The 26,577-nt window shown below is 40.9% G+C and carries 25 protein-coding genes and 1 tRNA gene; 9 read left to right on the forward strand and 17 right to left on the reverse strand.

Annotation, left to right across the window (positions count from 1 at the left end; all coding sequences use genetic code 11):
• Positions 1 to 121 precede the first annotated feature (121 nt).
• Positions 122 to 346: a hypothetical protein gene (locus J7384_RS13730; protein WP_209114980.1), complete on the reverse strand. Its 225-nt coding sequence runs from the start codon at positions 344 to 346 to the stop codon at positions 122 to 124.
• A gap of 201 nt (positions 347 to 547) precedes the next feature.
• On the opposite strand from J7384_RS13730, the gene J7384_RS13735 reads away from it, so the two are divergent.
• From J7384_RS13735 to J7384_RS13755, 5 genes are read left to right on the forward strand one after another with little or no spacing between them, the layout of a single operon-like run.
• A complete protein-coding gene (locus J7384_RS13735) occupies positions 548 to 733 on the forward strand; it encodes a helix-turn-helix domain-containing protein (RefSeq protein WP_209114981.1) in 186 nt (61 codons plus the stop codon).
• A 34-nt stretch (positions 734 to 767) separates the two neighbouring features.
• Entirely contained in the window at positions 768 to 2,825 is a 2,058-nt protein-coding gene (locus tag J7384_RS13740) for an N-6 DNA methylase (RefSeq protein WP_209114982.1), read from the forward strand.
• Between the two features lie 2 nt (positions 2,826 to 2,827).
• Entirely contained in the window at positions 2,828 to 4,228 is a 1,401-nt protein-coding gene (locus J7384_RS13745) for a restriction endonuclease subunit S (protein WP_209114983.1), read from the forward strand.
• Positions 4,221 to 4,835: a hypothetical protein gene (locus tag J7384_RS13750; protein WP_209114984.1), complete on the forward strand. Its 615-nt coding sequence runs from the start codon at positions 4,221 to 4,223 to the stop codon at positions 4,833 to 4,835. Before J7384_RS13745 ends, J7384_RS13750 begins: the two co-directional genes overlap by 8 nt.
• A 14-nt stretch (positions 4,836 to 4,849) precedes the next feature.
• The gene (locus J7384_RS13755) at positions 4,850 to 5,770 is read left to right on the forward strand and encodes a restriction endonuclease (protein WP_209114985.1); all 921 of its coding nucleotides are present in this window, start codon (positions 4,850 to 4,852) and stop codon (positions 5,768 to 5,770) included.
• Between the two features lie 262 nt (positions 5,771 to 6,032).
• Here the strand turns inward: J7384_RS13755 and J7384_RS13760 are convergent, their stop codons facing one another.
• Complete coding sequence (locus tag J7384_RS13760) at positions 6,033 to 6,563, reverse strand: hypothetical protein (RefSeq protein ID WP_209114986.1); 531 nt, start codon at positions 6,561 to 6,563, stop codon at positions 6,033 to 6,035.
• Positions 6,564 to 7,164: 601 nt separating this feature from the next.
• Here J7384_RS13760 and J7384_RS13765 point away from each other — a divergent pair.
• Positions 7,165 to 7,593 carry a DUF6641 family protein gene (locus J7384_RS13765; RefSeq protein WP_209114987.1) on the forward strand — a complete coding sequence of 143 codons (429 nt, stop codon included), beginning with the start codon at positions 7,165 to 7,167 and terminating at the stop codon, positions 7,591 to 7,593.
• 151 nt (positions 7,594 to 7,744) lie between these two features.
• Entirely contained in the window at positions 7,745 to 8,182 is a 438-nt protein-coding gene (locus J7384_RS13770; RefSeq protein WP_209114988.1) for a JAB domain-containing protein, read from the forward strand.
• A gap of 34 nt (positions 8,183 to 8,216) precedes the next feature.
• Here J7384_RS13770 and J7384_RS13775 read toward each other — a convergent pair whose 3' ends face one another.
• The 12 genes from J7384_RS13775 to rlmE all read right to left on the reverse strand — a co-directional run bounded on the left by J7384_RS13775 (position 8,217) and on the right by rlmE (position 20,984).
• Positions 8,217 to 8,402 (reverse strand): hypothetical protein, encoded by a 186-nt coding sequence (locus J7384_RS13775; protein WP_209114989.1) that lies wholly within the window; start codon positions 8,400 to 8,402, stop codon positions 8,217 to 8,219.
• Positions 8,403 to 8,531: 129 nt separating this feature from the next.
• Positions 8,532 to 8,933: a hypothetical protein gene (locus J7384_RS13780; RefSeq protein ID WP_209114990.1), complete on the reverse strand. Its 402-nt coding sequence runs from the start codon at positions 8,931 to 8,933 to the stop codon at positions 8,532 to 8,534.
• Positions 8,933 to 12,019, reverse strand: a complete 3,087-nt coding sequence (locus J7384_RS13785) for an error-prone DNA polymerase (protein ID WP_209114992.1) — start codon at positions 12,017 to 12,019, stop codon at positions 8,933 to 8,935. Before J7384_RS13785 ends, J7384_RS13780 begins: the two co-directional genes overlap by 1 nt.
• 13 nt (positions 12,020 to 12,032) lie before the next feature.
• Positions 12,033 to 13,451, reverse strand: a complete 1,419-nt coding sequence (locus tag J7384_RS13790) for a DNA polymerase Y family protein (protein ID WP_209114994.1) — start codon at positions 13,449 to 13,451, stop codon at positions 12,033 to 12,035.
• 5 nt (positions 13,452 to 13,456) lie between these two features.
• A complete protein-coding gene (imuA, locus tag J7384_RS13795; RefSeq protein ID WP_209114996.1) occupies positions 13,457 to 14,143 on the reverse strand; it encodes a translesion DNA synthesis-associated protein ImuA in 687 nt (228 codons plus the stop codon).
• A 352-nt stretch (positions 14,144 to 14,495) separates the two neighbouring features.
• Positions 14,496 to 14,581, reverse strand: a tRNA-Leu gene (locus J7384_RS13800).
• Positions 14,582 to 14,597: 16 nt separating this feature from the next.
• Positions 14,598 to 14,981, reverse strand: coding sequence for a preprotein translocase subunit SecG (gene secG, locus J7384_RS13805; RefSeq protein WP_348523875.1), 384 nt, complete (start codon positions 14,979 to 14,981; stop codon positions 14,598 to 14,600).
• Between the two features lie 4 nt (positions 14,982 to 14,985).
• Positions 14,986 to 15,744 carry a triose-phosphate isomerase gene (gene tpiA / locus J7384_RS13810; protein ID WP_209114997.1) on the reverse strand — a complete coding sequence of 253 codons (759 nt, stop codon included), beginning with the start codon at positions 15,742 to 15,744 and terminating at the stop codon, positions 14,986 to 14,988.
• A 97-nt stretch (positions 15,745 to 15,841) separates the two neighbouring features.
• Positions 15,842 to 17,182 carry a phosphoglucosamine mutase gene (gene glmM, locus J7384_RS13815; RefSeq protein ID WP_209114999.1) on the reverse strand — a complete coding sequence of 447 codons (1,341 nt, stop codon included), beginning with the start codon at positions 17,180 to 17,182 and terminating at the stop codon, positions 15,842 to 15,844.
• Positions 17,183 to 17,270: 88 nt separating this feature from the next.
• Positions 17,271 to 18,095, reverse strand: a complete 825-nt coding sequence (gene folP / locus J7384_RS13820; protein WP_247741799.1) for a dihydropteroate synthase — start codon at positions 18,093 to 18,095, stop codon at positions 17,271 to 17,273.
• A 137-nt stretch (positions 18,096 to 18,232) separates the two neighbouring features.
• On the reverse strand, positions 18,233 to 20,188 hold the full coding sequence (gene ftsH, locus J7384_RS13825; RefSeq protein ID WP_209115000.1) for an ATP-dependent zinc metalloprotease FtsH: 1,956 nt from the start codon (positions 20,186 to 20,188) through the stop codon (positions 18,233 to 18,235).
• A 169-nt stretch (positions 20,189 to 20,357) separates the two neighbouring features.
• Entirely contained in the window at positions 20,358 to 20,984 is a 627-nt protein-coding gene (gene rlmE / locus J7384_RS13830; protein ID WP_209115002.1) for a 23S rRNA (uridine(2552)-2'-O)-methyltransferase RlmE, read from the reverse strand.
• Positions 20,985 to 21,097: 113 nt separating this feature from the next.
• Here rlmE and yhbY point away from each other — a divergent pair, with 113 nt between their 5' ends.
• Positions 21,098 to 21,394 carry a ribosome assembly RNA-binding protein YhbY gene (yhbY, locus tag J7384_RS13835; protein WP_209115003.1) on the forward strand — a complete coding sequence of 99 codons (297 nt, stop codon included), beginning with the start codon at positions 21,098 to 21,100 and terminating at the stop codon, positions 21,392 to 21,394.
• Between the two features lie 148 nt (positions 21,395 to 21,542).
• Here the strand turns inward: yhbY and J7384_RS13840 are convergent, their stop codons facing one another.
• Positions 21,543 to 22,511: an aldo/keto reductase gene (locus J7384_RS13840; protein ID WP_209115005.1), complete on the reverse strand. Its 969-nt coding sequence runs from the start codon at positions 22,509 to 22,511 to the stop codon at positions 21,543 to 21,545.
• A gap of 106 nt (positions 22,512 to 22,617) precedes the next feature.
• Between J7384_RS13840 and J7384_RS13845 the strand changes: the two genes are divergently transcribed.
• On the forward strand, positions 22,618 to 23,499 hold the full coding sequence (locus J7384_RS13845) for a LysR family transcriptional regulator (protein ID WP_209115006.1): 882 nt from the start codon (positions 22,618 to 22,620) through the stop codon (positions 23,497 to 23,499).
• Here J7384_RS13845 and J7384_RS13850 read toward each other — a convergent pair.
• Both J7384_RS13850 and J7384_RS13855 read right to left on the reverse strand, forming a co-directional pair.
• Positions 23,496 to 24,812, reverse strand: coding sequence for a DEAD/DEAH box helicase (locus J7384_RS13850; protein WP_209115007.1), 1,317 nt, complete (start codon positions 24,810 to 24,812; stop codon positions 23,496 to 23,498). The two genes, J7384_RS13845 and J7384_RS13850, sit on opposite strands and share 4 nt — an antisense overlap.
• A gap of 131 nt (positions 24,813 to 24,943) precedes the next feature.
• The gene (locus J7384_RS13855; RefSeq protein ID WP_209115008.1) at positions 24,944 to 26,347 is read right to left on the reverse strand and encodes an alanine/glycine:cation symporter family protein; all 1,404 of its coding nucleotides are present in this window, start codon (positions 26,345 to 26,347) and stop codon (positions 24,944 to 24,946) included.
• Between the last annotated feature and the right edge of the window lie 230 nt (positions 26,348 to 26,577).

Raw genomic sequence — 26,577 nt, forward strand, 5'->3', positions numbered from 1 at the left:
CAGTTTCTAATTTAAACTCAGGGGCGTAATTCGGTTTTTTCTTCTTTGCCATTTGTCTCACCTAAATAGTTCTGAGATGAATAATAACATCTCTAATTAGGTGGCCAAATTCACTATGCCACTACAGGTGCACATACAACCAAGTATTAAACATTTCAGCTTGTGTTAAATGCTTTTCTGACCTGTGAATATGAATAAAATCCCAGAAATCATAAACATCAGACAGCTTGGGATAGAGCTTGTCTAATTTTTTCAGTTCATACTTTGTTTGTTTTCTATCGATAACTTTTTCTGAGTCGTCGAACTGATGCCTAAAATATGAATACTGAGCATAAAAATTGCTCATCTGCAACGCTCTAAAACATAGGAAGGGCCAGACAAAGCCGTTGAAGTGTTTTGACCTATCTCTTTTTACCTTTATACGATCGGATTTTGTCCAGTCTAGAGCATTTTTTAATGAAATCACTACTACCTCTAAATAACCCGTTGCTTGTAGCACTCTAATGCGCAAGAATGTACAGCAATGTAAAATTTCGACATATCAATCATGACAAATGATATCTTGACAGTCAAAGAAGTCGCCGAGTATCTCAAAGTTAATGAGAGAACAATTTATCGGCTAGCATCAAGCGGTGAACTACCAGCTTTTCGTGTTGGTAGTTCATGGAGATTTAGACAGCATGAAATTGATATATGGATAGAGAAGCAATCACAAGGCAAGTCTGGCGATTAGCCAACTAGAATAACGTGCCAAAATGGAAACAATTATGACCGAAGACATCTTACAAAGAATACTAAAAGATTCAAATTACAACCTTTCATTATTTCCTGAAGAATATATTAATGAGCTTCGTGAAAATGCTTTTGAAAAAGAAGTCAGAGGCAAAAAGGCTGTTTTTATCAAATGCATTGTTAGAGATAAAGATATTCAGCTAAAGCCTGAAGAAGTTGTAAGGCAGCTTTATGCAAAACAACTCATTAAAGACTACGGGTACTCAAAGAAGAGAATTAACTTCGAATATCAGGTTAGCTTCGGTCGAGAAAAGAAAAGTGCTGATATAGTTGTTTTCGACAAAGACAGAGTAGAAGCTCCATATATTGTTGTCGAGCTTAAAAAACCCAAATTAAAAGATGGTAAGAACCAGCTTCGTTCATACTGTAACGCTACAGGTGCTCCAATAGGTGTTTGGACTAATGGTGAAAAAATATCTCAATACAATCGTAAAGATCCGAATTACTTTGAAGATATCACCCACATACCAAATGCTGATCAAACCCTAAAAGATGTACTTAGCGAACGTTTTACACTAAGAGATTTAATCGTTCGAGACAAGATTGCCAATGAACGAAAGTCACTCAAAGATATTATTCTTGAAATGGAAGACGAAGTACTAGCAAACGCAGGTGTTGATGTTTTCGAAGAAGTTTTCAAGCTAATTTTTACAAAGCTATTTGATGAGTTTGGTAGCAAAAAAGATAAAAGCATTATTGAATACCATATCGATCAAAACTTAGATGACGAAGAAAGAGCAGACTATGAAGAACTGAAAAAGTGCTTAGGTAATTTGAACGACAAAAAGTTTAGACTGATGGAGTTTAGAAATACAGGTCAAACAGAGTCTGAGCTAAAAACTAAAATTCAAAAGTTGTTCGATAAAGCAAAAGAGCAATGGACTGGTGTTTTTCCAGATGGAGCAACTTTTGAATTATCGGATAGCCACCTTTCTGTTTGCGTATCTTCATTACAAGATGTCAAATTATTTAATTCTAACTTACTAGTAGTTGATGAAGCATTTGAATACCTTGTTAACAAATCTTCTAAAGGTGAAAAAGGTCAATACTTTACTCCCCGCCACGTAATCGACATGTGTGTACAAATGCTAAACCCGAAGCGCGGTGAATATATGATTGATACTGCCTCGGGTAGCTGTGGCTTTCCAGTGCATACCATATTTAAGCTGACAGGACGTTTATTTTCCAATGTTGATATACCAGAAGAAGAAAAAGAAAACGTACTTAAAATATTTGGTATCGACTTTGACGAAAAAACAGTGCGTGTTGCTCGAACATTGAACTTAATTGCTGGCGATGGCGAAACTAATGTTCTTCATCTTAATACCTTAGATTTCGATCGTTGGTCGGATAAAACAGAGCATGACAAGAAGTGGATTCAAACATACGGCAAAGGCTATGAGAGACTTAATAAACTTGCCGTTGATGAAGAAAACAAACAATTCAACTTTGATTTATTAATGGCTAACCCTCCTTTTGCTGGCGATATTAAGGAAAGCCGAATTCTGCATCAATACGAATTAGGTTTTAAGGCTAATGGTAAAGCTCAATCTAAAGTTGGTAGGGATATTCTTTTTATTGAAAGAAACTTAGATTTTGTTAAACCTGGGGGAAGATTAGCTATTGTTTTACCTCAAGGTCGATTTAATAACCTTCAAGATAAAGCTCTAAGAGAATTTATAGCTGAACATGGAAGAATTCTTGGGGTTGTAGGTCTTCACGTAAACACATTCAAACCCCATACAGGTACCAAAACAAGCGTATTGTTTATACAAAAGTGGCATGATGAGCTTTGTCCTAAAGTCGATGATTATCCGATATTTTTTGGTGTATCAGAAAAGTCAGGTAAAGATAATTCAGGTTCGTATATTTATTCTCAAGATAGCAATGGCAAATTGAAGCTAGACAAAAATGGACACCTGATAGTTAACCATGATCTTCACAATCATGATGGTGAATTATCAGATGGTATAGCTGAAGCATTTGTTACTTGGGCGAAAGAACAAAAACTCTCTTTTTGGAGTGGAGAGTAATAATGCAAATATCTAGTATAAAATTTAGTGAACTTAACAAAGAGTTTAGAATTGATGCTGAATATTATCGAGAAGAAATTCTTAATAAGATTGAAGTATTGAATCAAAAGCCACATGACAAACTAGAAAACTTAGTAGATTTTGTAGTAGGGCCATTTGGCTCGACTGTAACTACAGATATGTATGTCGATGAATCTAACTATCGTTACATAAGAAATAAAGATATAACGCAGTTTAGAGTCAAAGATTATGAGCCAGCATTAATACCTGAAGAGCTCTATGAGTCTTTAACTACATTTCATCTCAAACCAAAGGATTTACTGCTTACTGTAGTCGGCACACTGGGAAAGGCAGCGATATTTTTGGAGGATGATACAAAGTCAATTTTTAGCTGTAAAAGTACCCTCTTAAGATGTAAAGAACTAAACCCTTTCTACCTTTTGGCCTATTTGAATAGTCCAACAGGTAAACTTTTTTCATTGAGAGGTAAAAGAGGTGCTATTCAAGAGGGCTTAAACCTATCTGACTTGAAAGATATTAAAGTATTAACCCCCTCTCGAACTTTCCAACAGAAAATACAAGATTTAATAGAGATTTCATTTGCATTAAGTAAAGATGCAAACTCTTTGTTTAACGAAGCTCAAGAAACTTTATTAAAAGAGCTTAATCTGTATTCTTATAAACCCAAACATGATTTAACGTTTATAGGCAGCTTTAATGGATTAGCTGAAAGCGGAAGAATTGATGCTGATTATTATCAACCTAAATACAAAGAGTTGATAAAAGAACTGGAAAGTTATACTAACGGCTGCAAAACAGCTAAAACAGTTATAAACATCTATGACAGCAACTATACCCCTGAAGATCAAACAAATTATAACTACATTGAGTTATCTAATATAAATGAAAGCGGACTAATTGAATCCTCAACTCAAACTATCGGGGAGAATTTACCTTCTCGTGCAAGACGGAAGATTAAAAAAGGTAATGTAATTTTATCGTCAGTAGAGGGCTCATTAGAAAGCATAGCTATTGTTGATTCTAAATACAGTAACTCTGTCTGCTCAACTGGTTTTTATGTTATTGATTCGTCGATAATTAATAGCGAAACATTACTTGTGTTTTTTAAGTCTTTACCCGGACAAATGCAATTAAAAAAAGGATGCAGTGGGACCATCCTTACAGCAATCAACAAAGATGAATTAGAAAAAATAAAAATTCCTATTATTGATAATGCAATTCAAAATAAAATTAAAAAGCTAATTCAAGACTGTATTTCTAGCAGAAATAAAGCCAAAGAACTTATTAGTTTGACACTTAAGAGTATTGAAATATTAGTAAGCGAATCGGAGTCAAACTCACTAAACTATATAGAGAATAAGCAAGGAGAGCTTAATGCCTGATTATAAGAAAGAATGGATGGAGAGATCTGCAATAGATTACTTTTCACCTTTCATATCCCTTTGGTTAGCATGCAATTCTTGGTATATGTCTCACTATTCAGATCTACATGATAATCATGCAGGAGATGCTAAAGCATCTGATCGTGACTTCATAAACAAACTAAAAGAAGATACATCAGGCCGCAACCATCTTTATGGAAAATTTATAACTTATTTAAGTAATTCAGGTAAAGATGGAATCTCGTTCAGGACAGATCTTGAACTATTACATTACGCTTTAGAACGTGCAGAGCTTAAACCTGAAAGAATAAATAAGTGCTCGATGTTAAATGCTGTTGTTAATTATTCAGATAAAGAAAATACGACAAAACTTATAGAAAACCCCCGAATCAATCAAGATGGGAGTGTGCACGCTAATGATATTGATACTGTTACAAAACTAGATCAAATATATGTCACGAGCAACCATCAAAACCTTTTTGCGGGTATTTTTGAAATAATCTATCAAGTTAGAAATATGCTCGTCCATGGAAAATTAAATCCTGATAAGGATGAACATGAAGTAGTCAAATATTGTTACCGTATTCTCTGGGCTGTGATGTCTTAGGAGTGATTAAGTTAATGACAATCCCTAAGTATGACGAAATTAGATTGCCTGCTTTGCAATACCTTGCGAAGCAGGATGTGGTTCGTTTGAAAGACTTCGAACGTCCATTAGCTAAACATTTCAGTCTATCAGAAGAAGAAATATCTCTGATGTATGAATCTGGCAATGGTTATGTTTTCTATGATCGCCTGTCGTGGGCTCTTAGTGAGGTAAACGCAGCTGGGTTAGTTGATAAACCGAAACGTGGTTATTACAAAATCAACGATGATGGACTAAAGGCTATTTCTGAGCCAGAAGCATTTGAAGAGTTTGTAAAAACGAAATTAAAAGAAGCGAGCAAGAAAAAGAACACTGCGATAAAAGGCGAACAAGTCACAGATAACGAAAATGAGTTAACTCCACAAGAGCAACTATATCAGTCTTATTCAGATATTCGCCGTAAGGTTTATGATGACATTCTCGATACCATAATTAGCAAGTCGCCTTATGAGTTTGAGCACTTAGTCGTCAAACTTTTAGAAAAAATGGGGTATGGCGGTCAAGTTAGAGATGCTGGTACTGTCACAAGTGCTTCTAATGATGGTGGTATAGATGGAATCATTAAAGAAGATGTTTTGGGCTTAGGCAGAATCCATATTCAAGCTAAACGCTATAAAAAAGACAATACTGTCGGTCGAGAAGCAATTCAAAATTTTGTCGGTGCGTTAGCTGTTGCTCAATCTAATAAAGGCATATTCATCACCACATCATCGTATACTAAAGGCGCTCATGAGTATGCAAGTAACTTAAACGGTGCTACTACACTAGTGCTCATCGATGGTTTAGAACTAGCCAAGTACATATATGATTACAATCTTGGAATGCAAGTTGAACAAGTAATTGAAATTAAAAAACTAGATAGCGATTACTGGGATAGCCTTAAAGACGATAATTAACTTACTATGGCTCGTCTAACAGCATACGCTGTCAGTCGAGTGTCTTGTAAAGACTGTAACGGCTCTCAAGCATCGCCTTACAGTCTTTGAAGACTTATTAACTTGCTTCGTTCTTATTCGATTACATATTGATTTGACTGATTAAAAGCCACGTCTCCGACAACAAGTAGTGAGATTACTACCTGTTAACTCAAATATTCAATGCCAGCGTTCGGTCTACAGTAGTGATTGAAGCTACTGCATCATTCGTCTTTGCATCGATTTACCATAGATGAGTGGAACGAAAGTCTATAGCATCACACTGCTTACTAGAGACTTCCTTCGTTATGTAATCTACCCAACCATGCAGATTATAAATAGGCTCGAAATGATTGTGTTGAATTGTTGCATTTCCTGTTTTTAACCACGCTCTTGTTACTAGCCAGAATAAATATAGAAATGGTATATCTGGTGGTAAGCAAAGCAAAAAATGACAGTGGATATGTGTATCAGTTCCATCGCCTTCTATTACAGAAATATTAGGTAACCTTGTATGTTTATGCTTTTTATAAACTCGCCTTTTTGTTTCGTAGCCGAAACATTGATTGATGTTATTAGCAAAAGTTAAGCATGGCCTTTCAGCTTTTGATTTACTGTATATCTTTCGCTTGAATGTGCCAGTAAACGCATGAGTCCAAGGGATATCATAACTCAGAAAATAACCTATTAACTTTTCTCTCAACGGATTCATACAGTATGTTTCAGTAGAAACGATTTCTAGGCGTTTAATAGCCTTTAACTCTTTAGTTATCATCTAACCTCCATTGTCCAAACAAGCGATATTTTTATTTATCAGAATTATTGAAAAAGAGCTGTCTTATAGGGTTTTATCCAGTTCCAAAAAATAACTATTTTTACTTAAGTGACAAGAGGCTATTTCTCCATATAGCTTTTTCATAAAACAAACATAAAAAGTCCGCTTATTCGATAAATAACAGTTAGTTATTAATTTGCTGGGGAGACTAACCCCAGAAGGAAAATTTACAATGGAACTGATTGATATTTATAAAAGACTCAAAACGCGAGACTTATGCCTAAATGCGTATGAATTCTCACAGCAGTACCTAGGCCGTGCACCTAATTATTTCAGCGTACTAAAAGCTAAAAAACGTCAAGCTAGTACCCAAGTATTGTTGAATCTGTACTTTGCTTTACGTGAACGTTCTGAAGCTATTAGGGATCCATCTATCCCTTGTTTAGAGTCCCGAAGTAAAGAGTTAATAACGCTATCGAACTCTGTTTTCGTAACCTTAGAAAGTAGATATAAGGTGAAAAAAGAATCAACCTAAATCGGTTGTCCTCATCGTCCAGCCGACTATAAAGTTTGCTTAAAAGTTGAACATTGGAGTAAATATATGCCATCACTTTTAAGCAAACTTAATATTACAGAACGTCCAATATTTGATCGTCACGATCCAATCCAACAAAGACAACGCAAGTTACTTGAACGCCTTGAAGAGCAAAGAGAAGTCGCTCGTTGCTATATTGAAAATGAGGTGTTTACTGCTTACCGTGAGAAATGGGTTGATGATCCTAAAACTGGAGAAAAGAAAAAAGCTCGTATTCCCCGAAAAGTTAAACCTTGGTTTAACAAAATTAAAGGGCAACTATATCTTGAAATCAGGTATGGCTCGGTACCCATAGAGCTTCAACGAAAGAAATACGCAATCGCAGTTGAGGATAAAAGCAAACTCCTAGAAGTCATCGATACTGTTATTCAGGCTGTTTCGTCTGGTGAATTAGATGAAGCTATCACAGACATAGTCAACAAACGGAAGAAGTAATCATGGCTAGGTTAGGTTCATGTCAGCTCTGTGGCCAATGGGCAACACTTCGACGTTGTGTTAGGTGTGGAGTAGTAAGCTGCGTTAGAGCTAGCTGCTTAGGGGCTCATATGTGCCCAGTATGCCGAGGTCAAAAGAAGGATCTTACATAGTGAGTATTCTTAGAGAAATCGAAATTCGATACCGATTTTCAAAAACGAATTGCACTATAACTGACAGCCTTTTAGATGCACCAGATAAGGTATATGACCTATTCAAATTTTTACAATACGAAGCAAAAGAGCAATTTATTGTAGTAAATTTTACCAACAAATATCGCGTTATGAATTATGAAATGGTTGCGAAAGGAATGGTTAATCACATAGCAATAAGACCAGCTGAAATATTACGTTCAGCAATTGCTCTTAATGCACCGGCAATAATACTCGTTCACAACCATCCATCGGGTGACCCTGAACCAAGTGATGCTGATATTAATATTACGCGAAAAGTTAAAGAAGTAGCTGAGTCACTAGCAATAGAAGTGCTAGATCACATTGTGATTGGCCTAGATAAATTTGTTAGTTTGAAGCAGATTGGAAAGGTTTAATCGAAAACGAAGTATGTGGTTGAAACATTATATTCTACGAATACGGGCAACCAAGGCTGACAAAACCAATGCGAGAATTTCCCGCTTGCTCGTCTGCGCCACTGGCTTGTTGCTCAGCCAATACCTTGCTTGGCGTATCAAGCGTCGTTGTCTGTGTTAGTGTTTGTTTAGATTGTGATTTTTTTACCTGATCATTTGGATCAAATTGTTCAACAGCCACATAGCCCCCAAGCTTCTGCTAATGAAAATTTAAAGGCGCGTATTATACTTAGTTAACGATAAATTTGATATCACCAATTACTTTTGCCTAACTAATCTCACGAAAGCGAGCTTATCACTAGAAAAAAGATCAAAACAAAACACCCACTGAACCGGCAGTACCTGCTGCGTCTTGGTTAATCGCGGCTTCTCGTTCTTGTTCATTTAAAATACCAACAAATGGTGTTTTGCGTCTAAGTCGTCTCATTTGTGGACTATCTTCAGTCATCGCATTAATAAACACCTCAGGCTGGTCAACTAACTCCAAAATGCTGTACCAATTAATAAATTGACCATAACCAATTTTTTTATCGTCTCGTTGTTGTTCTAAGCGGTTTTTTATTTGTTCAACTAGATCTGGATTGGCTAATAATTTAACGGCGATAGCGCGATGAATCGCGATAATCTGTCGGTCGATATTTTCGTCTTTAATACCTGCTTTTTTGATTGAATAAGGTTTATTGCGCCGATTAGGTCGAGTGCGATTAAACATTAGTGAAAGTCTCGTGATTTAGTTTTCAAATAGCTAAGTTCGTCTGTCAAATCAATCAGCCTACCCGCAATAACATGGGTGACTTCCTCTTCTCGCTCTAGTATGCCGATAACTTTTAGTATTTTTGCCGTCATATAAGGTTGCTTTTGTGCTCTTGATGTTGCTGCCCAGACCACGACATTAATATTGCCGCTATCATCTTCTAAGGTAATAAAAGTCACGCCACCCGCGGTACCTGGCGCTTGTTTACCCGTCACTACCCCTACCACAGTAACCAATGATTTATGCGGTTTATTCACTAGCTCTACCATGCGTGTAAACTGGCTGAGCTTGCCAGCCTCAGTGAGTAAGCGAATCGGGTGTTTACCTAAACTTAACCCCGTTGCGGCATAATCTTCAACTAAGCTCTCAAACTCGTTTGGGGCAAAGTTAAAGCTCGCTTGATCCGGTGTTGTATCATCGCTAAGCGCTTTACCTCTAAAGAGAGGAATATCATGTTCTTGATTCATCAACTGCCAACGGGTTTGATAACGATTACCGGCAATAACCTCAAAGGCGTTAGCGCTAGCGAGCTGCTCAATGGCATATCGACTCACCGGCAACTGTTTTACTTGCTCGACACTGATAAAACCACTCTTCGGTCGATGTTCAAGTAGTGTCGCTGCTGCCTGTTCAGAAACCCCTTTAACCAAACAAAAGCCCAAGCGAATTACTTTACGCCCTTGCTCATCAACAACTTGATGTAAATACGCTGAGTGATTAATGCAAACGGGTAATACGGTTATATGGTGGCGTTTAGCATCTTGGATTAATTGTGATGGCGAATAAAAGCCCATTGGTAAACTGTTGAGTAACGAGGTATAAAAAATTGCTGGATAATAATATTTTAACCATGCCGACACATACGCTAATACCGCAAACGAGGCAGAATGGCTTTCGGGAAAACCATATTCGCCAAAGCCCAAAATTTGATTAAAAATTTGCTCAGCAAATGCGACACTGTAGCCTCGCTCTTGCATACCATTAATTAATTTATTTTTAAATTGCAGTAACTTGCCGGTTTTCTTCCAACTCGCCATGGCACGGCGTAATTGGTCTGCTTCGCCACCGGTAAAACCTGCAGCCACCATAGCGAGTTTAATTACCTGCTCCTGAAAAATAGGAACACCTAAGGTACGAGACAAGACCTCTTTGACTTCGTCTGAGGGATAGTCAATGGCTTCTAATCCGTCTCGACGTTTTAAAAACGGATGAACCATATCACCTTGAATAGGCCCAGGTCGGACAATGGCAATTTGAATCACTAGATCGTAATAATTTTTGGGTTTAAGCCGAGGCAACATGCTCATTTGCGCGCGCGACTCAATTTGAAATAAGCCAACTGTATCGGCTTTTTGGATCATACCGTAAACATGCTGATCTTCCGGCAAGGCTGTAATGCCAGCAATAGTCAAAGTTTGCTGGTAGTGCTGCTCAACCAAAGTAAAACACTTGCGAATGGCACTTAACATTCCCAGAGCTAAAACATCTACTTTTAGTAAACCCAATGACTCTAAGTCGTCTTTGTCCCACTGAATGACTGTGCGCTCAGCCATACTGGCGTTCTCTACTGGCACTAGTTCATATAATGGGCCAGAAGAAATAACGAAGCCGCCAACATGTTGCGACAGATGGCGAGGAAAGCCCCTAATATCATTAACTAAGGTTATAAATTGCTGACCTTTGCTCGACTGTGGCTCTAACCCCAGCTCAACAATTTGCGTTTGCCAATCTAGGCCCTTGTCTCGGCGATTGATGTTTTTGATGAAAAACTCAAGTTGAGTTAGGTTTAACCCCAAGGCTTTGCCGACTTCGCGAATTGCACTTTTGAGTCGATAACTAATCACCGTAGCCGCTATTGCCGTGCGCTCTCGGCCATATTTTTGATAAATATATTGAATGACTTGTTCACGGCGTTCGTGCTCAAAATCAACATCGATATCGGGTGGTTCATCGCGCTCTTTACTGATAAAGCGCTCAAACAATACTTGAATCTTTCTCGGATCAACTGCGGTAATTTCAAGGCAATAACAAACAATAGAGTTGGCAGCAGAGCCTCGCCCTTGGTACAAAATCCCCTGCTCTTTGGCAAACATGACAACATCGTGAATAGTCAGGAAAAAATAGGGATAATCGAGCTCTTCAATTAAATCGAGTTCTTTGTCAATCGTGCACTGAATATCTGGCTCTACACCATCAGCAAAGCGCTGTTTAGCTCCCAGAGCCACTAGTTCTCGCAAGTAAGCAATTGCCGTTTTGCCCTTGGGCACTAACTCTGCAGGGTATTCGTATTTCAATTCATTTAAATTGAACTGGCACAGCTCAGCAATACGCAATGACTCTTTAAGCCAGCCGGGTTTAAAGAGCTTGGCTAATTTATTTAAAGGTCGTAAACAGCGCTCAGCATTAGGTAAGCGCTGTTCACCAAGCTCACTTACCGGGATACCCAGTTTAATCGCCGTTAAAGTATGCTGCAAAACTAAGCGGCTTGAGTTGTGAAGCAAAACCCCACCGCAAGCCGTCACGGGTATACGGAATTGTTTCGCCAACACTAAACAATGCTGTAAATAATCGCCATCGTTATTCAATAAACGTCTTTGGACGCCAAGCCAAAGACGAGGCTGATGATGTTTAAGTAACCAGTGCCCCCAATAACCGTCACTATCTTTACCCGTTGGCAGCCAAATAATGAAACAGTGCTTTAACGACATTAAATCCCACTCTTGCAGATCATAGTCGCCTTTTTCACTGCGCCGACGAGCATTAGTGATGACTCGACACAGCTCAGCATAGGCTTGTCGAGTAGGACATAGTAATACCAACTGAAGCTGATTATTGAGCCAGAACATACTGCCAGTAATCAGTTTAATCGATAGCTGATGCTCCTTAATTGCCGTATGCGCGCGCACCACTCCAGCCACTGAGCATTCATCGGTGATAGCTATTGCTCGATAACCCAAAAAGCTGGCTTGAATCACTAGCTCTTCTGGGTGTGATGCTCCCTGTAAAAAAGAAAAGTTACTCTGGCAAAAAAGTTCGCTATACATGAGTAATCAAGACTTAACTAAAAAGCCCATGAACAAACCACTGCTGGTTGTGATCGCGAAATAGCCACAGCCAACGACCATCGTCACTACGGGCGATAAAATAGTCGCGCACCACCTGATAATCATCCCACCAACCGGCGACAATGCGCTCTGGTGGCGACATGACTTTGACTGATTCTTGCAATGGCAAAGGCTTGGGTAACAACAACGTCGGCCTTAATTTTTTTGACGATATATCAATATGTTGAGTATTAGAGAAACTTGAAAACGGCTGACATAAAGCATTGGCAACTTCTGGCCTAGGATCTTGTTTAAGGGATAAACCTTTAACGCGATCTTGCCCTAATTTGGCGATTAACGTTGCCGTTAATTCCTGCTCTGACACTTGACCTTGAGCGCCTAAAAAAAAATCTCGGCATTGGTTGTTTTTATCAACTAAGCGCTTCGCTTTTAAGGTTAAACCAATAATTGGCGCGGCAAGTGTTTGCGATGCTAAATTAAGCTCAATTAACGCCAACCATTTATCTGCCCTGTATTCGCCTTGTAGGGCACTAATGGTTAACACTACATCATCGCAATCGCGCTGATGTAAATGTAAAACGAGCTCAGTTGCTAACTTGTCTTTTAATCGCAAGTATTTTTCTAATAGCTGTAGCTGCTTCAACAAAGGTTTAGCTAAATACTGCTGGTTGGCAATTTCAAAATAAAGTTCAAGATAGTCCTCAAAACGCTCAGGTGGGATATAAAAATTAATCGGGTGTTGAAGCTGCCCAGTTATCCGACCGATATAATTGACTACCTCAACATCAAAGCGCTTTGACAGCTCTGTTAACGGCAAGCCAAGCAAATCGGCAAAGTGAGTGACCCCCACTTTTTGTAGCCGACTAACCACCTTGGTATTTAAATCACCATGCTGTAACACTTGCTGCTTAATTTGCTCGAATAGCCAAGCTTTATCATCGCTGATTTGATTAAGTTTCTGTCTAGCCAAAAGTCTCGCGCCATAAGGAGAATAAGCGCAAGCGTAATCATAATCGACACCGAGTATATCTAAATGATGTGACAATGCTTGCCAGTATTCCGTTAAGTCTTGATACAAGGCCAGCATATTACTGATTAGAAGTAATAAACCATTGGGAGAATACAACGAGATATCGGCAGTTTTACTGTATAACCAATGAGCGATTCGCTTTAATAAGCGCGCTTCAATTTGCTCGTCGTATTCTTTAACGCTAACACTATGACAAAGAGAAGCTGCGGTGCCTAATCCCATACCATGAGTAATTCCCTGTGCTCGCGCAGCTTGATTAAGCTGAACAACTTCATTACTTTTTTTATCCAGAATAATCAATGGCTGAGCTTGGTTATCAGCTCGCTGATAGATACTGCAAAGTTGCAAGGTGGGAAAATGTAAATATAACCACAGGCTCATGGCAACTAACCCGCCTTAATCTGTGGAAATTCAATAACATTATCAGGCGCTCTAGCGATGGTTAGTGTCGGCCAATCACTTGACATATTGATGGTAAAAGATGATGACGGCCAACCGCGTTTGCGTTTATTGATACGAGCCGATAAACCTTGTTCATGGGCAGATAACGACAAACTTAAATCAAGCGGTAGCGCGATAGATTCAGCCTTACTTTCTCGTAAAATAAACAGCAAACTATTACCAGCTTCGCAGGCCAGTTGTAAGCGTTTAATTTGATGAACGGCAAGTGGTTGCTGAGACCACATAACTAAACTATAGCAAGCACCACTGCGCAAACATTGCTCTGCAGCCCATAAAGCATCTGAGTCGGTTTCAGGGCTAACCAACAAAAACTTATCAAGCTCTAAACCACTAGTAGTTAACGCTTCTGAGCAGAGCATGGCTAAAGGGTTAATCAAGACTACTAAGCGCTGTTCTGTCATCGCCTGCTGAAATACGGGTAGCAACAATCTTAGCTCACCAATACCACAAACACTCTGTATTTCGTTAACCCCTTGTGGAAAGCCACCGTCAAGGCGTTTATCCAACTCGATAAAACCACTGCTGAAAACACCTTGCGCTGGCTTACCCACAGAGGCAGTCGCATGCCAAACTAAATTTTGCTGTTGAAGCCGTTCTAATAAATCATTCATCACCAACACCTGTATATAAATACAGTATAATTTATTGATAATGATTTACTAGTAAAATTTGGGGCTATTTAAGGCTTTTTAATAAATTCAAAAACTTAGAACTGGTTAACGTTTATCGTCACAAGTTGGCAGGAAACACTATTAGTAGTTACTTGATCGATAATAAACAACAATGGAGAACGGTTGACGCTATTATCTGACTAGATAAAAATAGCAGGACTTCGATTATCAACTAAGAGCCAAAATACTTTTATACTTTGAGCAAAATTGAGCCATCGGATTGTTATGGCTCAGAAAGGAAAAAAGCCAGCTCACTGAATGAGCTGGCTTCTTGTTTATCATTAAATTTATTTGGTGCGGAAGGGGGGACTTGAACCCCCACGGCCTAAGGCCACCACCCCCTCAAGATGGCGTGTCTACCAATTCCACCACTTCCGCGTATTTGGTCAATAACTTAGTTTGGAACGTCGTTATTATCTTCTGCTTTGTCTGAAGATGCAGGTACATCTTCATTTGCTGTTCCAGGCTCTGCACTTGCAGCTGGTACTGATTCAGTTTGTGCTGCTGGCGATGATAAATCATTCCACTCGTCAGTTGCTTTCACTTTATTGGCGGTTAAGTTACCTAAAATTAAGCTGATGACGAAGAATGCAATCGCTAACATAGTAGTTACTTTGGTCATAAAATTACCAGAACCACTAGAACCGAAAATTGTTGCTGAAGAACCAGCGCCGAAAGATGCACCCATATCAGCACCTTTACCTTGCTGAATCAATACAAAGCCAATTAAGGCAATAGCAACAAGTAAATAAATTACAATTAAAACTTGATACAACATAGTGTTATATTCCTTTCGCAGTTGAACAAATCACTGGGAATTCGTCAACTTTCAAACTTGCACCGCCGATAAGACCACCGTCAATATCCGCTTGCGCTAATAAATTTTCACAATTTGCGCCATTCATGCTGCCACCGTATAAAAGCGGTAACTGCTGAGCAACTGATTCATTATGCTGAGCAAAATAATCACGAATAAACGCATGGGTTTCTTGTGCCATTTCAGGTGATGCTGTTTTACCAGTACCTATTGCCCAAACTGGCTCGTATGCGACCACAACATCTTTAAAAGCATCAATACCAATAGCATCAATAACGGGTTGTAACTGACTCACTAATACTTGTTCAGTTTGCCCAGATGTTCTTTCTTGCTCGCTCTCACCTATACACAAAATAGGCGTTAATCCCGCGCTTAAGGCAACTTTAACCTTATCAGCAACTAGGTCACTGGTTTCACCGTAATAACTGCGGCGCTCAGAGTGTCCTAAAATAACATATTGCACTGACAAATTAGTTAACATTTGACTGGCGACTTCGCCAGTGTAAGCACCTTTTTCATGCTCACTCATGTTTTGCGCACCAGTGTAAACTTGATCGTGCGCGATTTTTTCTGTCAATGCAGCTAGAAATGGAAAACTCGGGCAAACAACAACTTTAACATTTTCAGCAACTTCAATATTATTTAACGCTGTTGACATTTGGTCAACCAAAGTTAAATCACCATTCATTTTCCAGTTTGCTGCAATAATTGTTGTTCTAGTCATCAACCATTCCTATTTGAAAGCCGCGAGATATTAACTAACCTACAAACAAGTTACAAGTATTTATCAAAAAACTTGATTTGTTCGGTCAAGAAATCACCTAATTACACGCTTTTTTTACCGCATCGGCAATTTCGTTGGCATAATCTGTGACTTCAACTAGATCTGGGCCTTCTACCATCACGCGAATTAAAGGCTCTGTTCCTGATTTTCTCAGCAATACTCGACCGCGTCCCGTGAGTTTTTCATTAACTTTGTGAACGGCGCCAACTACGCTGTCATGTGTAATAGGGTCGCTATCACCAGCAAAGCGAACATTAACTAACACTTGCGGAAGTTTTTTCATGCCTTGACGTAAATCATACAAGTCGTTGCCTGAACGACAAACCGCCGTTAACACGTTTAGCGCGGCAATAATACCATCACCGGTCGAGGTGTGATTTAAGTTAATAATATGTCCTGAATTTTCAGCACCTAAATGCCAACCATTTTGGCCAAGCATTTCCATCACGTAACGGTCACCAACTTTACTGCGAGCAAATGGCACACCCATATCAGCAAGCGCAAGTTCAAGCCCCATATTACTCATTAGCGTACCAACGACACCACCACGCATAGTACCAGCACTTAGGTCGCTATTGGCGATGATAAAGACAATTTCATCACCGTCGAGCACGTAACCGGTGTGATCAACCATCATCAAACGGTCGCCATCACCGTCAAGCGCAATACCTAAATCAGCTTTGTGTTCAACAACTGCGCTGGCAATGGTATCCATCGAGGTTGCACCGCAGCCATCGTTAATGTTAGTGCCATTAGGGCTAGCTGCAATTTCAATCACTTCTGCGCCTAACTCGCGAAATACATTGGGTGCAATGTGATAAGTCGCGCCATTAGCGCAATCAACAACAATGCGCAAACCACTTAATGAATACTGGCTCGGGAAGTTACTCTTACAAAACTCGATGTAGCGTCCTGCTGCATCTTCAATGCGCGTGGCTTTACCCAAGTACTTTGACTCAACACATCCCATTGGCTTATCAAGTTCAGCTTCAATGGCGAGTTCTACCTCATCTGGCAGCTTTTCACCAGTTTGAGAAAAAAACTTAATACCATTGTCGTAGTATGGGTTATGGGAAGCACTGATGACGATGCCCGCTTCAGCGCGAAAAGTTTTGGTCAAATAAGCAATACCCGGCGTAGGCATAGGTCCAAGCAAACCGATATCGACACCTGCTGCTGAAAAGCCCGCTTCTAAGGCAGACTCAAGCATGTAACCTGAAATGCGAGTATCTTTACCAATCAGTACCTTACGGGTTCCTTGCGCGGCTAACACAGTACCAGCAGCGTAACCTAATCGCATAACAAACTCAGGACAAATTGGCGTTTTGCCAACTAAACCGCGGACACCATCAGTACCAAAATATTTTCTTGAAGACATTTCCTATCCTATCTATTTCCTAGCGCTAGATTTATCTAACACCTTAATCTTGTTTAATGTAGTCGTATATAAAACAGTCACAACATAACTATTGAGCAGCAGCTAATACCGCTAGCGCGTCAACGGTTTCTTTAACATCGTGAACGCGAATAATACTGGCACCGTTTTGTGCCGCAATAATCGCCGTCGCTAAGCTACCAGCCAATCTTTCATCAATATTGCGATTGAGCAAGTTGCCGATCATCGATTTGCGCGATGTGCCAGATAAAATCGGTAGTTCCAAATCAGCGAACTCAGTCATACGCGCTAGCATTTGATAATTTTGCTCGAGAGTTTTACCAAAACCAAAGCCAGGGTCAAGTATTATTCTGTCTCGTTCGATACCCGCACTGATGCAGGCCTCAATACGCGACTGGAAAAACGCTTTAACATCCACCACCACATCACCATATTCTGGGTTGAGTTGCATAGTGCGCGGTGAACCTTGCATATGCATTAAACAAACCGGTAAATGACTCGCTGCAACTGCTTCTAGGCATCCTTGATTTTGCAAGGCACAAACGTCATTAATCAAATCAGCACCAGCGGCTATTGCCGCGGTCATCACCGCAGCTTTTGAGGTATCAACAGATATCCAACAATCAGAATGCTGACGAATTGCTTGAATTAATGGAATAACGCGTTCGAGTTCAACTTCTTCAGATACCGCTTCAGCACCCGGCCTAGTCGACTCACCACCAATATCTAAAATAGTGGCTCCGTCAGCCAACATTTGCTGAGCTTGTGCTAAAGCCGCATCAATATGGGTATAGTGACCGCCATCAGAGAAAGAGTCTGGAGTGACATTCAAAATGCCCATCACTTGCGGCACCGATAAATCTAAGGTTTTATTATTAACTGTTATTGTTGTCATTTATTTTTTTGTCAGTGGTAATAGTTATGCGCAATGATATTACCGTTATCACAATCGCAAATTTGTTGAAATAAAAGATACCGGCACACATACAATAAAGCCCCTTACGGGGCTCTATTTTTTACTCATATGCTAGCTTATTTAGCAGGAACGTCATCTGGGCTGTTTAAGTCCGGCTCACCTGCGTCTTTTGACTCGCTCTTTTGCTCGTCTTTAGTCGCACTGCCCGACGGCGGTTGGTCATTTGAATCACCGCTGCCAAAACCACTGCCAAATTCAGCTGGTGGACGAATTTTTTCTTTGCGCTCCATCAGGTCGTCAATTTGACCAGCATCAATGGTTTCATACTCCATCAAGGCATCTTTCATCGCATGCAAGATATCCATGTTATCTTTTAGGATTTGCTCTGCGCGCTGGTAGTTGCGGTTAACAACGTCTTTGATTTCTTCGTCAATTAACTGAGCAGTTTCATCCGACATATGTAATGACTTTGAAGATGTGCGGCCTAAGAATACTTCACCTTCTTCTTCAGCGTACAACATAGGACCCATTTTTTCAGATAAGCCCCACTGCGTAACCATTTTACGAGCGATGTTAGTTGCGCGCTCGATATCATTTGACGCACCGGTTGAAACTTTGTCAGCGCCGTAGATAATTTCTTCGGCAATACGACCACCGTATAGCGATGAAATATTGCTTTCTAAATGCTGTTTGCTATGGCTGAATCTGTCTTGCTCAGGCAAGTACATAGTAACACCTAGCGCACGGCCGCGAGGAATAATACTGACCTTATAAACTGGATCGTGATCTGGTACTAAACGGCCAACAATAGCGTGACCAGCTTCGTGATAAGCGGTCATCTCTTTTTCTTCCTCGCCCATCACCATTGATTTACGCTCAGCGCCCATCAAAATTTTGTCTTTCGCTTTTTCAAATTCGGCCATCGACACCAAACGGCGGGCACCACGGGCAGCAAATAATGCTGCTTCATTAACCAAATTTGCTAAATCGGCACCAGAGAAACCTGGCGTACCGCGCGCAATTACTGAAGCCACTACATCGTCACCTAGTGGTACTTTGCGCATGTGAACTTTAAGAATTTGCTCACGGCCGCGAATATCAGGTAAACCAACGGTTACTTGACGGTCAAAACGACCAGGACGTAACAAGGCCGGATCTAACACGTCTGGGCGGTTAGTCGCCGCAATAACAATCACGCCTTCGTTGCCTTCAAAACCGTCCATTTCAACGAGCATTTGGTTCAAGGTTTGCTCGCGCTCATCGTGACCACCACCTAAACCAGCGCCACGTTGGCGACCTACGGCATCGATCTCATCGATAAAGATAATACATGGGGCAGACTTTTTCGCTTGGTCGAACATATCGCGAACACGTGACGCACCAACACCAACAAACATTTCAACAAAGTCCGAACCAGAAATACTGAAAAATGGTACTTTAGCTTCACCAGCAATCGCTTTTGCCAGTAACGTTTTACCAGTACCAGGCTGACCGACCATTAAGACACCACTTGGGATGCGGCCACCTAACTTTTGGAAGCGGCTTGGGTCGCGAAGGTAATCAACGAGTTCTGCAACTTCTTCTTTCGCTTCATCACAACCGGCAACATCGGCAAAAGTCGTTTTAATTTGATCTTCACTCAACAGGCGCGCTTTACTTTTACCAAAAGACATCGCGCCTTTGCCGCCACCGCCTTGCATTTGACGCATGAAGAAAATCCAGACGCCGATTAGCAAAATCATTGGGAACCAAGAAACGAAAACCGTGGTTAAAAAGCTCGTTTCTTCTGGTAACTCACCCGTTGCCTTTACACCATTTTTAACTAAGTCGTTGATTAAGTCGCGATCATAACCACCTGGAATAACGGTGACAAAAGATTCACCGTTGCGCTTAACACCTTTGATAACACCGTTGCGATCAACACTTGCCTCTCTAATTTGCGTTTGACGCAAATCAGTGACAAATTGGGTGTAGCTCACTTCCTGATCACTGCCGCCAGATGTATTAAAGCCCTGAAAAACAGACATTAATATCACTGCAATGACCAACCATAAAATCAGATTTTTTGCCATATCGCTCAACTTAACAACCTCTTGCCGCCGGAAAATGGCGACTTAACATAAATGGTGTATTCAAAATAAATCTATTGTCATTATAACTATTTGGCTTGCGCTTGGTAGTTATTTCACACTTAAAAGGTAACAAAGCATTAACTTTACTATCCAATAAAATTCTTGTTGTTTATTTAAAACCCGTTGCCACTAAATAAACTTCCCGTGACCTTGCTCTTGAAGAGTCGGGTTTGCGCACTTTAACCACTTTAAATGCCGCTTTAACATCGCGCATAAATTGGTCAAAACCGTCACCTTGGAAAACTTTAACGACAAAGGCGCCGTTCTTTTTCAAGACTTGATGACACATATCGAGCGCTAATTCGACTAAGTACATGCTACGGGCAGAGTCTGCAGTTTCATTACCGGTCATATTCGCCGCCATATCAGACATCACAACATCGATGTTTTGACCGTCAATTTTTTCAAGTAATGCGTCTAACACCGCTTCTTCGCGAAAATCGCCTTGCAAAAAATCAACGCCAGCCAATGGGTCCATTGGCAAAATATCACAAGCAACCACTTGGCCGCTGTCGCCAACAACTTTGGCGGCGTATTCAGACCAACCGCCTGGTGCTGCACCTAAATCTACGACTTTCATGCCGGCTTTGATCAATTTGTCTTTGTTATTGATCTCTTCAATTTTGAACACGGCTCGCGAACGCAAACCGAGCTTTTGCGCTTTTTTTACGTATTCGTCTTCAAAGTGCTCGTTTAACCAGCGCGTACTGCTGGCACTGTGTTTTTTCTTACTCAAGCGCTTAACCTTTACTTTAATGAGTAATCGATAGTACGACTATCTAATAGTATTAATTGCTAGATAAGGGTAAAATATCATTAATTCAAGTTAACAAAACACGAAATTTATTTATGAGCTTAAATAAGAAACAAATTCAGCACTTAAAAGGCTTGGCACATTCGCTAAAACCAGTCGTGCTATTGGGTAGTAACGGTTTAACTGAGGCGGTTGTCGCGGAGATTGATTACGCGCTAAACCACCACGAGTTAATTAAAGTAAAAATTCCAACGGAAGATCGCGAAGTAAAAGGCTTAATTGTCGACGCTATTTGTCGTGAAACTGGCGCAACCAAAGTACAAGTTATCGGTAAAACCTTGATTATCTACCGTCAGTCTGAAGAAAAGAAAATTCACATTCCAAAGTTATAGCGCTTGATACGGTTACAACGCCTAGCAAAGTGTTAAACAGATTAAAATGCAAAACGGCAGCTTCGACTGCCGTTTTTTTATGCGGAATATATAGTGTTTGCCACCGTCACAAATAACAAAGCGCAATATTCCCCATTGGTAAGCTCAATTAAGGTAAGCGCTGGCCCCGCGCACTAACATAAATCGCGTACCAATGTTCTCTGGTTAACTCGACTGTCGTCGCCTGACAACAAGCTGCAATACGCGTGGGATTAACCGTGCCAATTATCGGTTGGATTTTAGCTGGATGACGCATAAGCCAAGCTAATACAATCGCCTCTGGGCTGGTGCCGTATTCAGAGGCTAACTTAGCAACTAGCTCTGCGGTTTGTTTAACATGTTCTGCCTGCCCGTCAGTACTTGCACCCGTAAATATTCCTTGAGAAAGACTGCCCCATGCCTGTAACTGTACCTTGTGTAATCGACAGTACTCAACAATACCAGTACTGTAGTTATCAACTGGTAAGCCAGCACAGCCTGCGGTAATCCCTTCTTCTAGCCAAGTTAAATGACTTAAACTGAGCTCAAGCTGATTAGCGATTAACGGCGCGTCCAATTCAGCTTGCAGCAACGTCATTTGGCTCGCGGTCATGTTAGAAACACCAAAGTGTTTCACCTTGCCTCCTTGTGTTAGTTGGTTGAATACCTGCGCCACCTGTTCAGGCTCCATCAGAGGGTCTGGGCGATGCAATAAAAGCGCATCGAGCTGTTCTACTCCCAATCGCGTTAGGATATTTTCAACCGATTGCTTGATCCAAGTAGGCGAAAAATCATAGCGTTTAGGACCATGTTGGTCGTCGACGCGAATACCGCATTTCGACTGAATTGATATTTGCTCGCGCAGCTCTGGTCGCTGTTTTAAAACCTCAGCAAAAACTCGTTCAGATTTTCCCATCCGGTAAATATCGGCGTGATCAAAAATCTTAATCCCACCGTCAACAGCACTGTCGATTGCTTGATGGGCTTGTGCAATTTCAGCGGAGCCATAATCTTTGGTTTGCCAATCGCCACCAAGCCCCATGCAGCCAAAAATAAGTGGGCTAGTCTGTTCAAAATAATTTTCAATCGGATAAGTCATTGCTTGTGCTCAAATTAGTTATATCAAAAAATTATCTCGCAATTTTTTTGCAATTTTAATACAACAATAACAAAATGATTGTTCGTTATATAAAACAAACAATCATATGCTCAAACAACAAGAGCACAAAAAGCTCGAACGATTAATGCTGTTTAGTGAAGTCGCAAAACAGCTAAGCTTTACCAAAGCGGCAGATTTTCTCAATATTTCGCGCGGCCATTTGTCTCATCAAATAAAAGTGCTCGAGCAAGAACTCGGTACAGTGTTGTTAGTGCGGTCTACCAGAAGTGTCAAACTCACTCAGGCGGGACAAAATGTCTTAGCAAGTATGGCCGAAATTAAACAAGTGCTACTGACACTAAACAGAAAAACCCGCGAAGACATCACTCAAATTAGCGGCCAGATTAAAATTACTGCGCCTCAACAATTTGCCCAATGCTATTTGTTCGACATTTGTCAGCAATTTAAAAACCGTTATCCTAATATTGAATTTGCCATCGACATTAGTTACACCAACTTTGATTTGCATCGAAGTGATTTTGACCTTGCTTTTCGGGCGACAAATCAACCACCGCAGAATATGGTTGCGAAAAAACTATTTGATTATCAACATATTTGCTGCGCTGCGCCAAGTTATATCAATCAGTATGGCGCTCCAACTTCCGTTGCAGAGTTAAGTGAACATCAATGCTTGTCGTGGAACAGTCGTACCCTGTGGTGGTTAGATGATCGAGAAGTTGACGTAAACGGTTGGTTGGCAACCAACGATAATCGTCAATTGGTTGCACATGCACTTCAAGGACAAGGCATTATCAAGCAGCCAGACTACACTATTGCCAATGAGATCGACGCTGGCACATTGATCAAAGTATTACCCGAGTGTAAAACTGAGCAGCGCAGTATTTATCTACTTCACCCTCAGTTACTCAGTCAATCAAAGCGTCTACACGTATTTAGCCAATTTGTGCAGACCTATTTCGACAATTAGCGCTTTGCTTTTTTGCTTTTAGCAGGCTTACCCGAGGCTTTTTTCTTACCCTTTTTGGTCGCTGCTTGTTTTAAGCTTTGCTTTTTAGCTATCGCTCGATTCTTATCTTGGGTAGCGCGATAGCGGTTTTTACTTTGTGCTTCTTTGCTATGAGCTTTGGCTTCGTCAACTGCCTGCTCTTGGCTAAATTCATAACCCGGCATGACAATGCGCTCAAACCTGCGACCAATCAAACGTTCAATGTTACCGAGGAATTTTTCATCTTTCGGGCTTACCAGCGAAATAGCAACACCAGATTTACCAGCACGACCGGTGCGGCCTACTCGGTGGACATAATCCTCAGCTAAAAACGGCAAGTGATAATTAACTACATAAGGTAAATCGGCAATATCTAAACCACGTGCTGCAACATCCGTTGCCACCAAAACTCGAATACTGCCCTCAGCAAATTGCTGTAGTGCTTTATTGCGACCACCTTGGGAAACATCTCCGTGACAAAGCGCCGTTTTAATACCGTCGAGCTTGAGCTCTTTTGCCAGTTGATTGGCACTTTCCCGTGTTCCCGCAAACACTAACACTTGCTGCCAGTTGTTAACGCCAATAATTTCAGATAACAACTCGCGCTTGCGCGCTTCCAACACCCAATACACTTGCTGTTTAACTTTACCTGCGGTGGTGTTTTGCTTCGCCACTTCAATGGTTTTTGGCGTATTGAGCAATTGCTTAGCTAATGTTTTAACCTTGTTGGAAAAGGTCGCTGAAAACATGAGCATTTGCTTACTGTGTTTAATATGACTAGCCAAACGTTCAATATCGGTTAAAAAACCCATATCAAGCATGCGATCAGCTTCGTCCAAGACCCAATATTTTACTTGGCTGAGTTGAACATTGCGCAGCTCCAAGTGTTCGAGTAAACGGCCCGGCGTTGCTACCAAGATATCGACACCGGCTTTTAGCTGCTGGCTTTGACTTGCCATACCAACACCACCGTAAACTACGGCAACTTTTAACGATGAGAACTGGCAATATTCAACGATATTATCGGCAACTTGCTGAGCTAACTCGCGGGTTGGCGCAAGTACAAGTGCTTTCGGAGCATTAGCCGTTTGTGGCTCCTGACGGATAATTTGATCAATAATCGGCAAGGCAAAAGCAGCAGTTTTACCTGTGCCTGTTTGCGCACTTGCTAGAATATCGTGGCCTTTGCGAATAAGCGGAATCGCCTTTTGCTGAATCGGTGTTAAATTTTTATAGCCACATTGCTTAACTGCCGTCAGCAAATCCGCATGTAAACCAATCGTATCAACACTCATCTTTATTCAACCTATTTATTCGTTAAGCCAGTTATCTCACGCATCCCACCTCAAATTAACAACCATTATCGATGGGGCGCGTGATTATACGCCGATTTGCTAAAAATGCGAACAATAGATACTGCGCTTAGTTAACGCCAAATATTTTTGGTCAAGTTAAAGCTTTGCTCTTCTTGTTCGCTGGCTTGGTATTGTGGCAAGCGCCCTTGCTTTAATTGCTCGTGATAGTTTTTACTGATTGCAATAAGCACTTTAGAAAGTAAAAACAGTGCGGTGACATTGAACAAAGTCATAAGCCCGGTCGACATGTCCGCCAATGCGATAACTTGGCCTAATGACGCCTGCGAGCCAAAAATTAACATGGCCAAAAAGCCTACTTTCAACAGTAAATGGCCCCACTTGTGATCTAAGCCTAAGTATTTCAAGTTGTTATCGGCATACGCATAGTTCGCAACAATCGACGTGAAAGCAAATAACATAATGGCAAAGGTAACAAAGTCACTGCCCCACGCCCCCACTTGCTGAACTAGCGCTTGTTGGGTTAATTGAATACCCTGTGCGCTAGTATCGTCAGCCAACAAAATTAAAAACGCCGTACAAGAACAAATCACGATAGTGTCGAAAAACACGGCAAACATTTGTACATAGCCTTGAGAAGCCGGATGATTGGGAAACGGCACCGCTGCCGCCGCCGCATTAGGCGCACTGCCCATACCTGCTTCATTGGAATACAAACCGCGTTTCACACCGTGAACAATGGCGGCACCGACTAAGCCACCACCAGCTTCCTGTAAACCAATGGCAGAGCGCACTATCTGCATAAAAATATCGGGTAAGGCACTGGCATTGAGTAGCAAGACATAACTGACCACTAAAATATAGGCAACGCCCATAAACGGCACAGCTAATTCAGCAAAGCGAGCAATATTGCGCAAGCCACCAAAAATAACTAACCCCGCAAGTATGGTAATCACAATACCGGTTGTGAGCGGTTCAATGCCATATGAACCATTAAACGCGTCAGTAATTGAATTTGCTTGCACTGAACTAAACACAAAACCATAGCCAAAAAACAAACACAGCGAAAAACCAACTGCTAGAAATTTACTGTTAAGCCCTTTGCGCATGTAATAAGCAGGGCCACCGCGAAAGTTGCCAAACTCGTCTTTTTCTTTGTAGAGCTGACCGAGTGTGCTTTCGGCATAAGCGGTCGCCATTCCGAGTAAGGCAATTAACCACATCCAAAACACCGCACCTGCACCGCCAAGAGTGATCGCAACTGCAACGCCCATTAAATTACCTGTGCCCACTCGTGCCGCTACGGTTGTACACAAGGCTTGAAATGAAGAGATGCCCTCACTAGAGCTCGCTCGACTCCCCTTGAGCAGACCAAACATGTGACCAAAATGTCGAAACTGAAGTCCTTTAAGCCTCAAGGTAAACCAAATCCCGCAAGCAGACAGTAAGTAAACTAAAACACTGCCCCACAAATAACCATTGATGGTACCAACCCAAGTTTCGATTAGGGAACCCATGAAACACGCCGCCTTGAATAATCGCTAAATACAATAAAACCGCAATGCTAACAAAATTGCCGAGTAATGAATAATTTAACTCAATATATCTAATTACAAATCAGCGTTACGCCAAGAAAGTTACGCGCAAATACACACTAGTACGAGAAATTGATGACAAGTTGATAGAAATAAAAAAGCCGAGTCATAACAACTCGGCTTGGCTTTTGAGAGTTAGTTTTTTAGGCTTA

Source organism: Endozoicomonas sp. G2_1 (assembly GCF_017744155.1).
Classification (GTDB): domain Bacteria; phylum Pseudomonadota; class Gammaproteobacteria; order Enterobacterales; family Alteromonadaceae; genus JAGHQT01.

Coding starts and splice junctions, on each gene's coding strand:
- tpiA (WP_209114997.1), bottom strand. CDS start 15,744: ATGACTAGAACAACAATTATTGCAGCAAACTGGAAAATGAATGGTGAT.
- J7384_RS13840 (WP_209115005.1), bottom strand. CDS start 22,511: ATGACTTATCCGATTGAAAATTATTTTGAACAGACTAGCCCACTTATT.
- J7384_RS13780 (WP_209114990.1), bottom strand. CDS start 8,933: ATGTTTAATCGCACTCGACCTAATCGGCGCAATAAACCTTATTCAATC.
- J7384_RS13760 (WP_209114986.1), bottom strand. CDS start 6,563: ATGATAACTAAAGAGTTAAAGGCTATTAAACGCCTAGAAATCGTTTCT.
- J7384_RS13765 (WP_209114987.1), top strand. CDS start 7,165: ATGCCATCACTTTTAAGCAAACTTAATATTACAGAACGTCCAATATTT.
- J7384_RS13845 (WP_209115006.1), top strand. CDS start 22,618: ATGCTCAAACAACAAGAGCACAAAAAGCTCGAACGATTAATGCTGTTT.
- J7384_RS13750 (WP_209114984.1), top strand. CDS start 4,221: ATGCCTGATTATAAGAAAGAATGGATGGAGAGATCTGCAATAGATTAC.
- folP (WP_247741799.1), bottom strand. CDS start 18,095: ATGACAACAATAACAGTTAATAATAAAACCTTAGATTTATCGGTGCCG.
- J7384_RS13855 (WP_209115008.1), bottom strand. CDS start 26,347: ATGGGTTCCCTAATCGAAACTTGGGTTGGTACCATCAATGGTTATTTG.
- J7384_RS13785 (WP_209114992.1), bottom strand. CDS start 12,019: ATGTATAGCGAACTTTTTTGCCAGAGTAACTTTTCTTTTTTACAGGGA.
- ftsH (WP_209115000.1), bottom strand. CDS start 20,188: ATGGCAAAAAATCTGATTTTATGGTTGGTCATTGCAGTGATATTAATG.
- yhbY (WP_209115003.1), top strand. CDS start 21,098: ATGAGCTTAAATAAGAAACAAATTCAGCACTTAAAAGGCTTGGCACAT.
- secG (WP_348523875.1), bottom strand. CDS start 14,981: ATGTTGTATCAAGTTTTAATTGTAATTTATTTACTTGTTGCTATTGCC.
- J7384_RS13740 (WP_209114982.1), top strand. CDS start 768: ATGACCGAAGACATCTTACAAAGAATACTAAAAGATTCAAATTACAAC.
- J7384_RS13745 (WP_209114983.1), top strand. CDS start 2,828: ATGCAAATATCTAGTATAAAATTTAGTGAACTTAACAAAGAGTTTAGA.
- imuA (WP_209114996.1), bottom strand. CDS start 14,143: ATGAATGATTTATTAGAACGGCTTCAACAGCAAAATTTAGTTTGGCAT.
- glmM (WP_209114999.1), bottom strand. CDS start 17,182: ATGTCTTCAAGAAAATATTTTGGTACTGATGGTGTCCGCGGTTTAGTT.
- J7384_RS13730 (WP_209114980.1), bottom strand. CDS start 346: ATGAGCAATTTTTATGCTCAGTATTCATATTTTAGGCATCAGTTCGAC.
- J7384_RS13755 (WP_209114985.1), top strand. CDS start 4,850: ATGACAATCCCTAAGTATGACGAAATTAGATTGCCTGCTTTGCAATAC.
- J7384_RS13850 (WP_209115007.1), bottom strand. CDS start 24,812: ATGAGTGTTGATACGATTGGTTTACATGCGGATTTGCTGACGGCAGTT.
- J7384_RS13790 (WP_209114994.1), bottom strand. CDS start 13,451: ATGAGCCTGTGGTTATATTTACATTTTCCCACCTTGCAACTTTGCAGT.
- J7384_RS13735 (WP_209114981.1), top strand. CDS start 548: ATGACAAATGATATCTTGACAGTCAAAGAAGTCGCCGAGTATCTCAAA.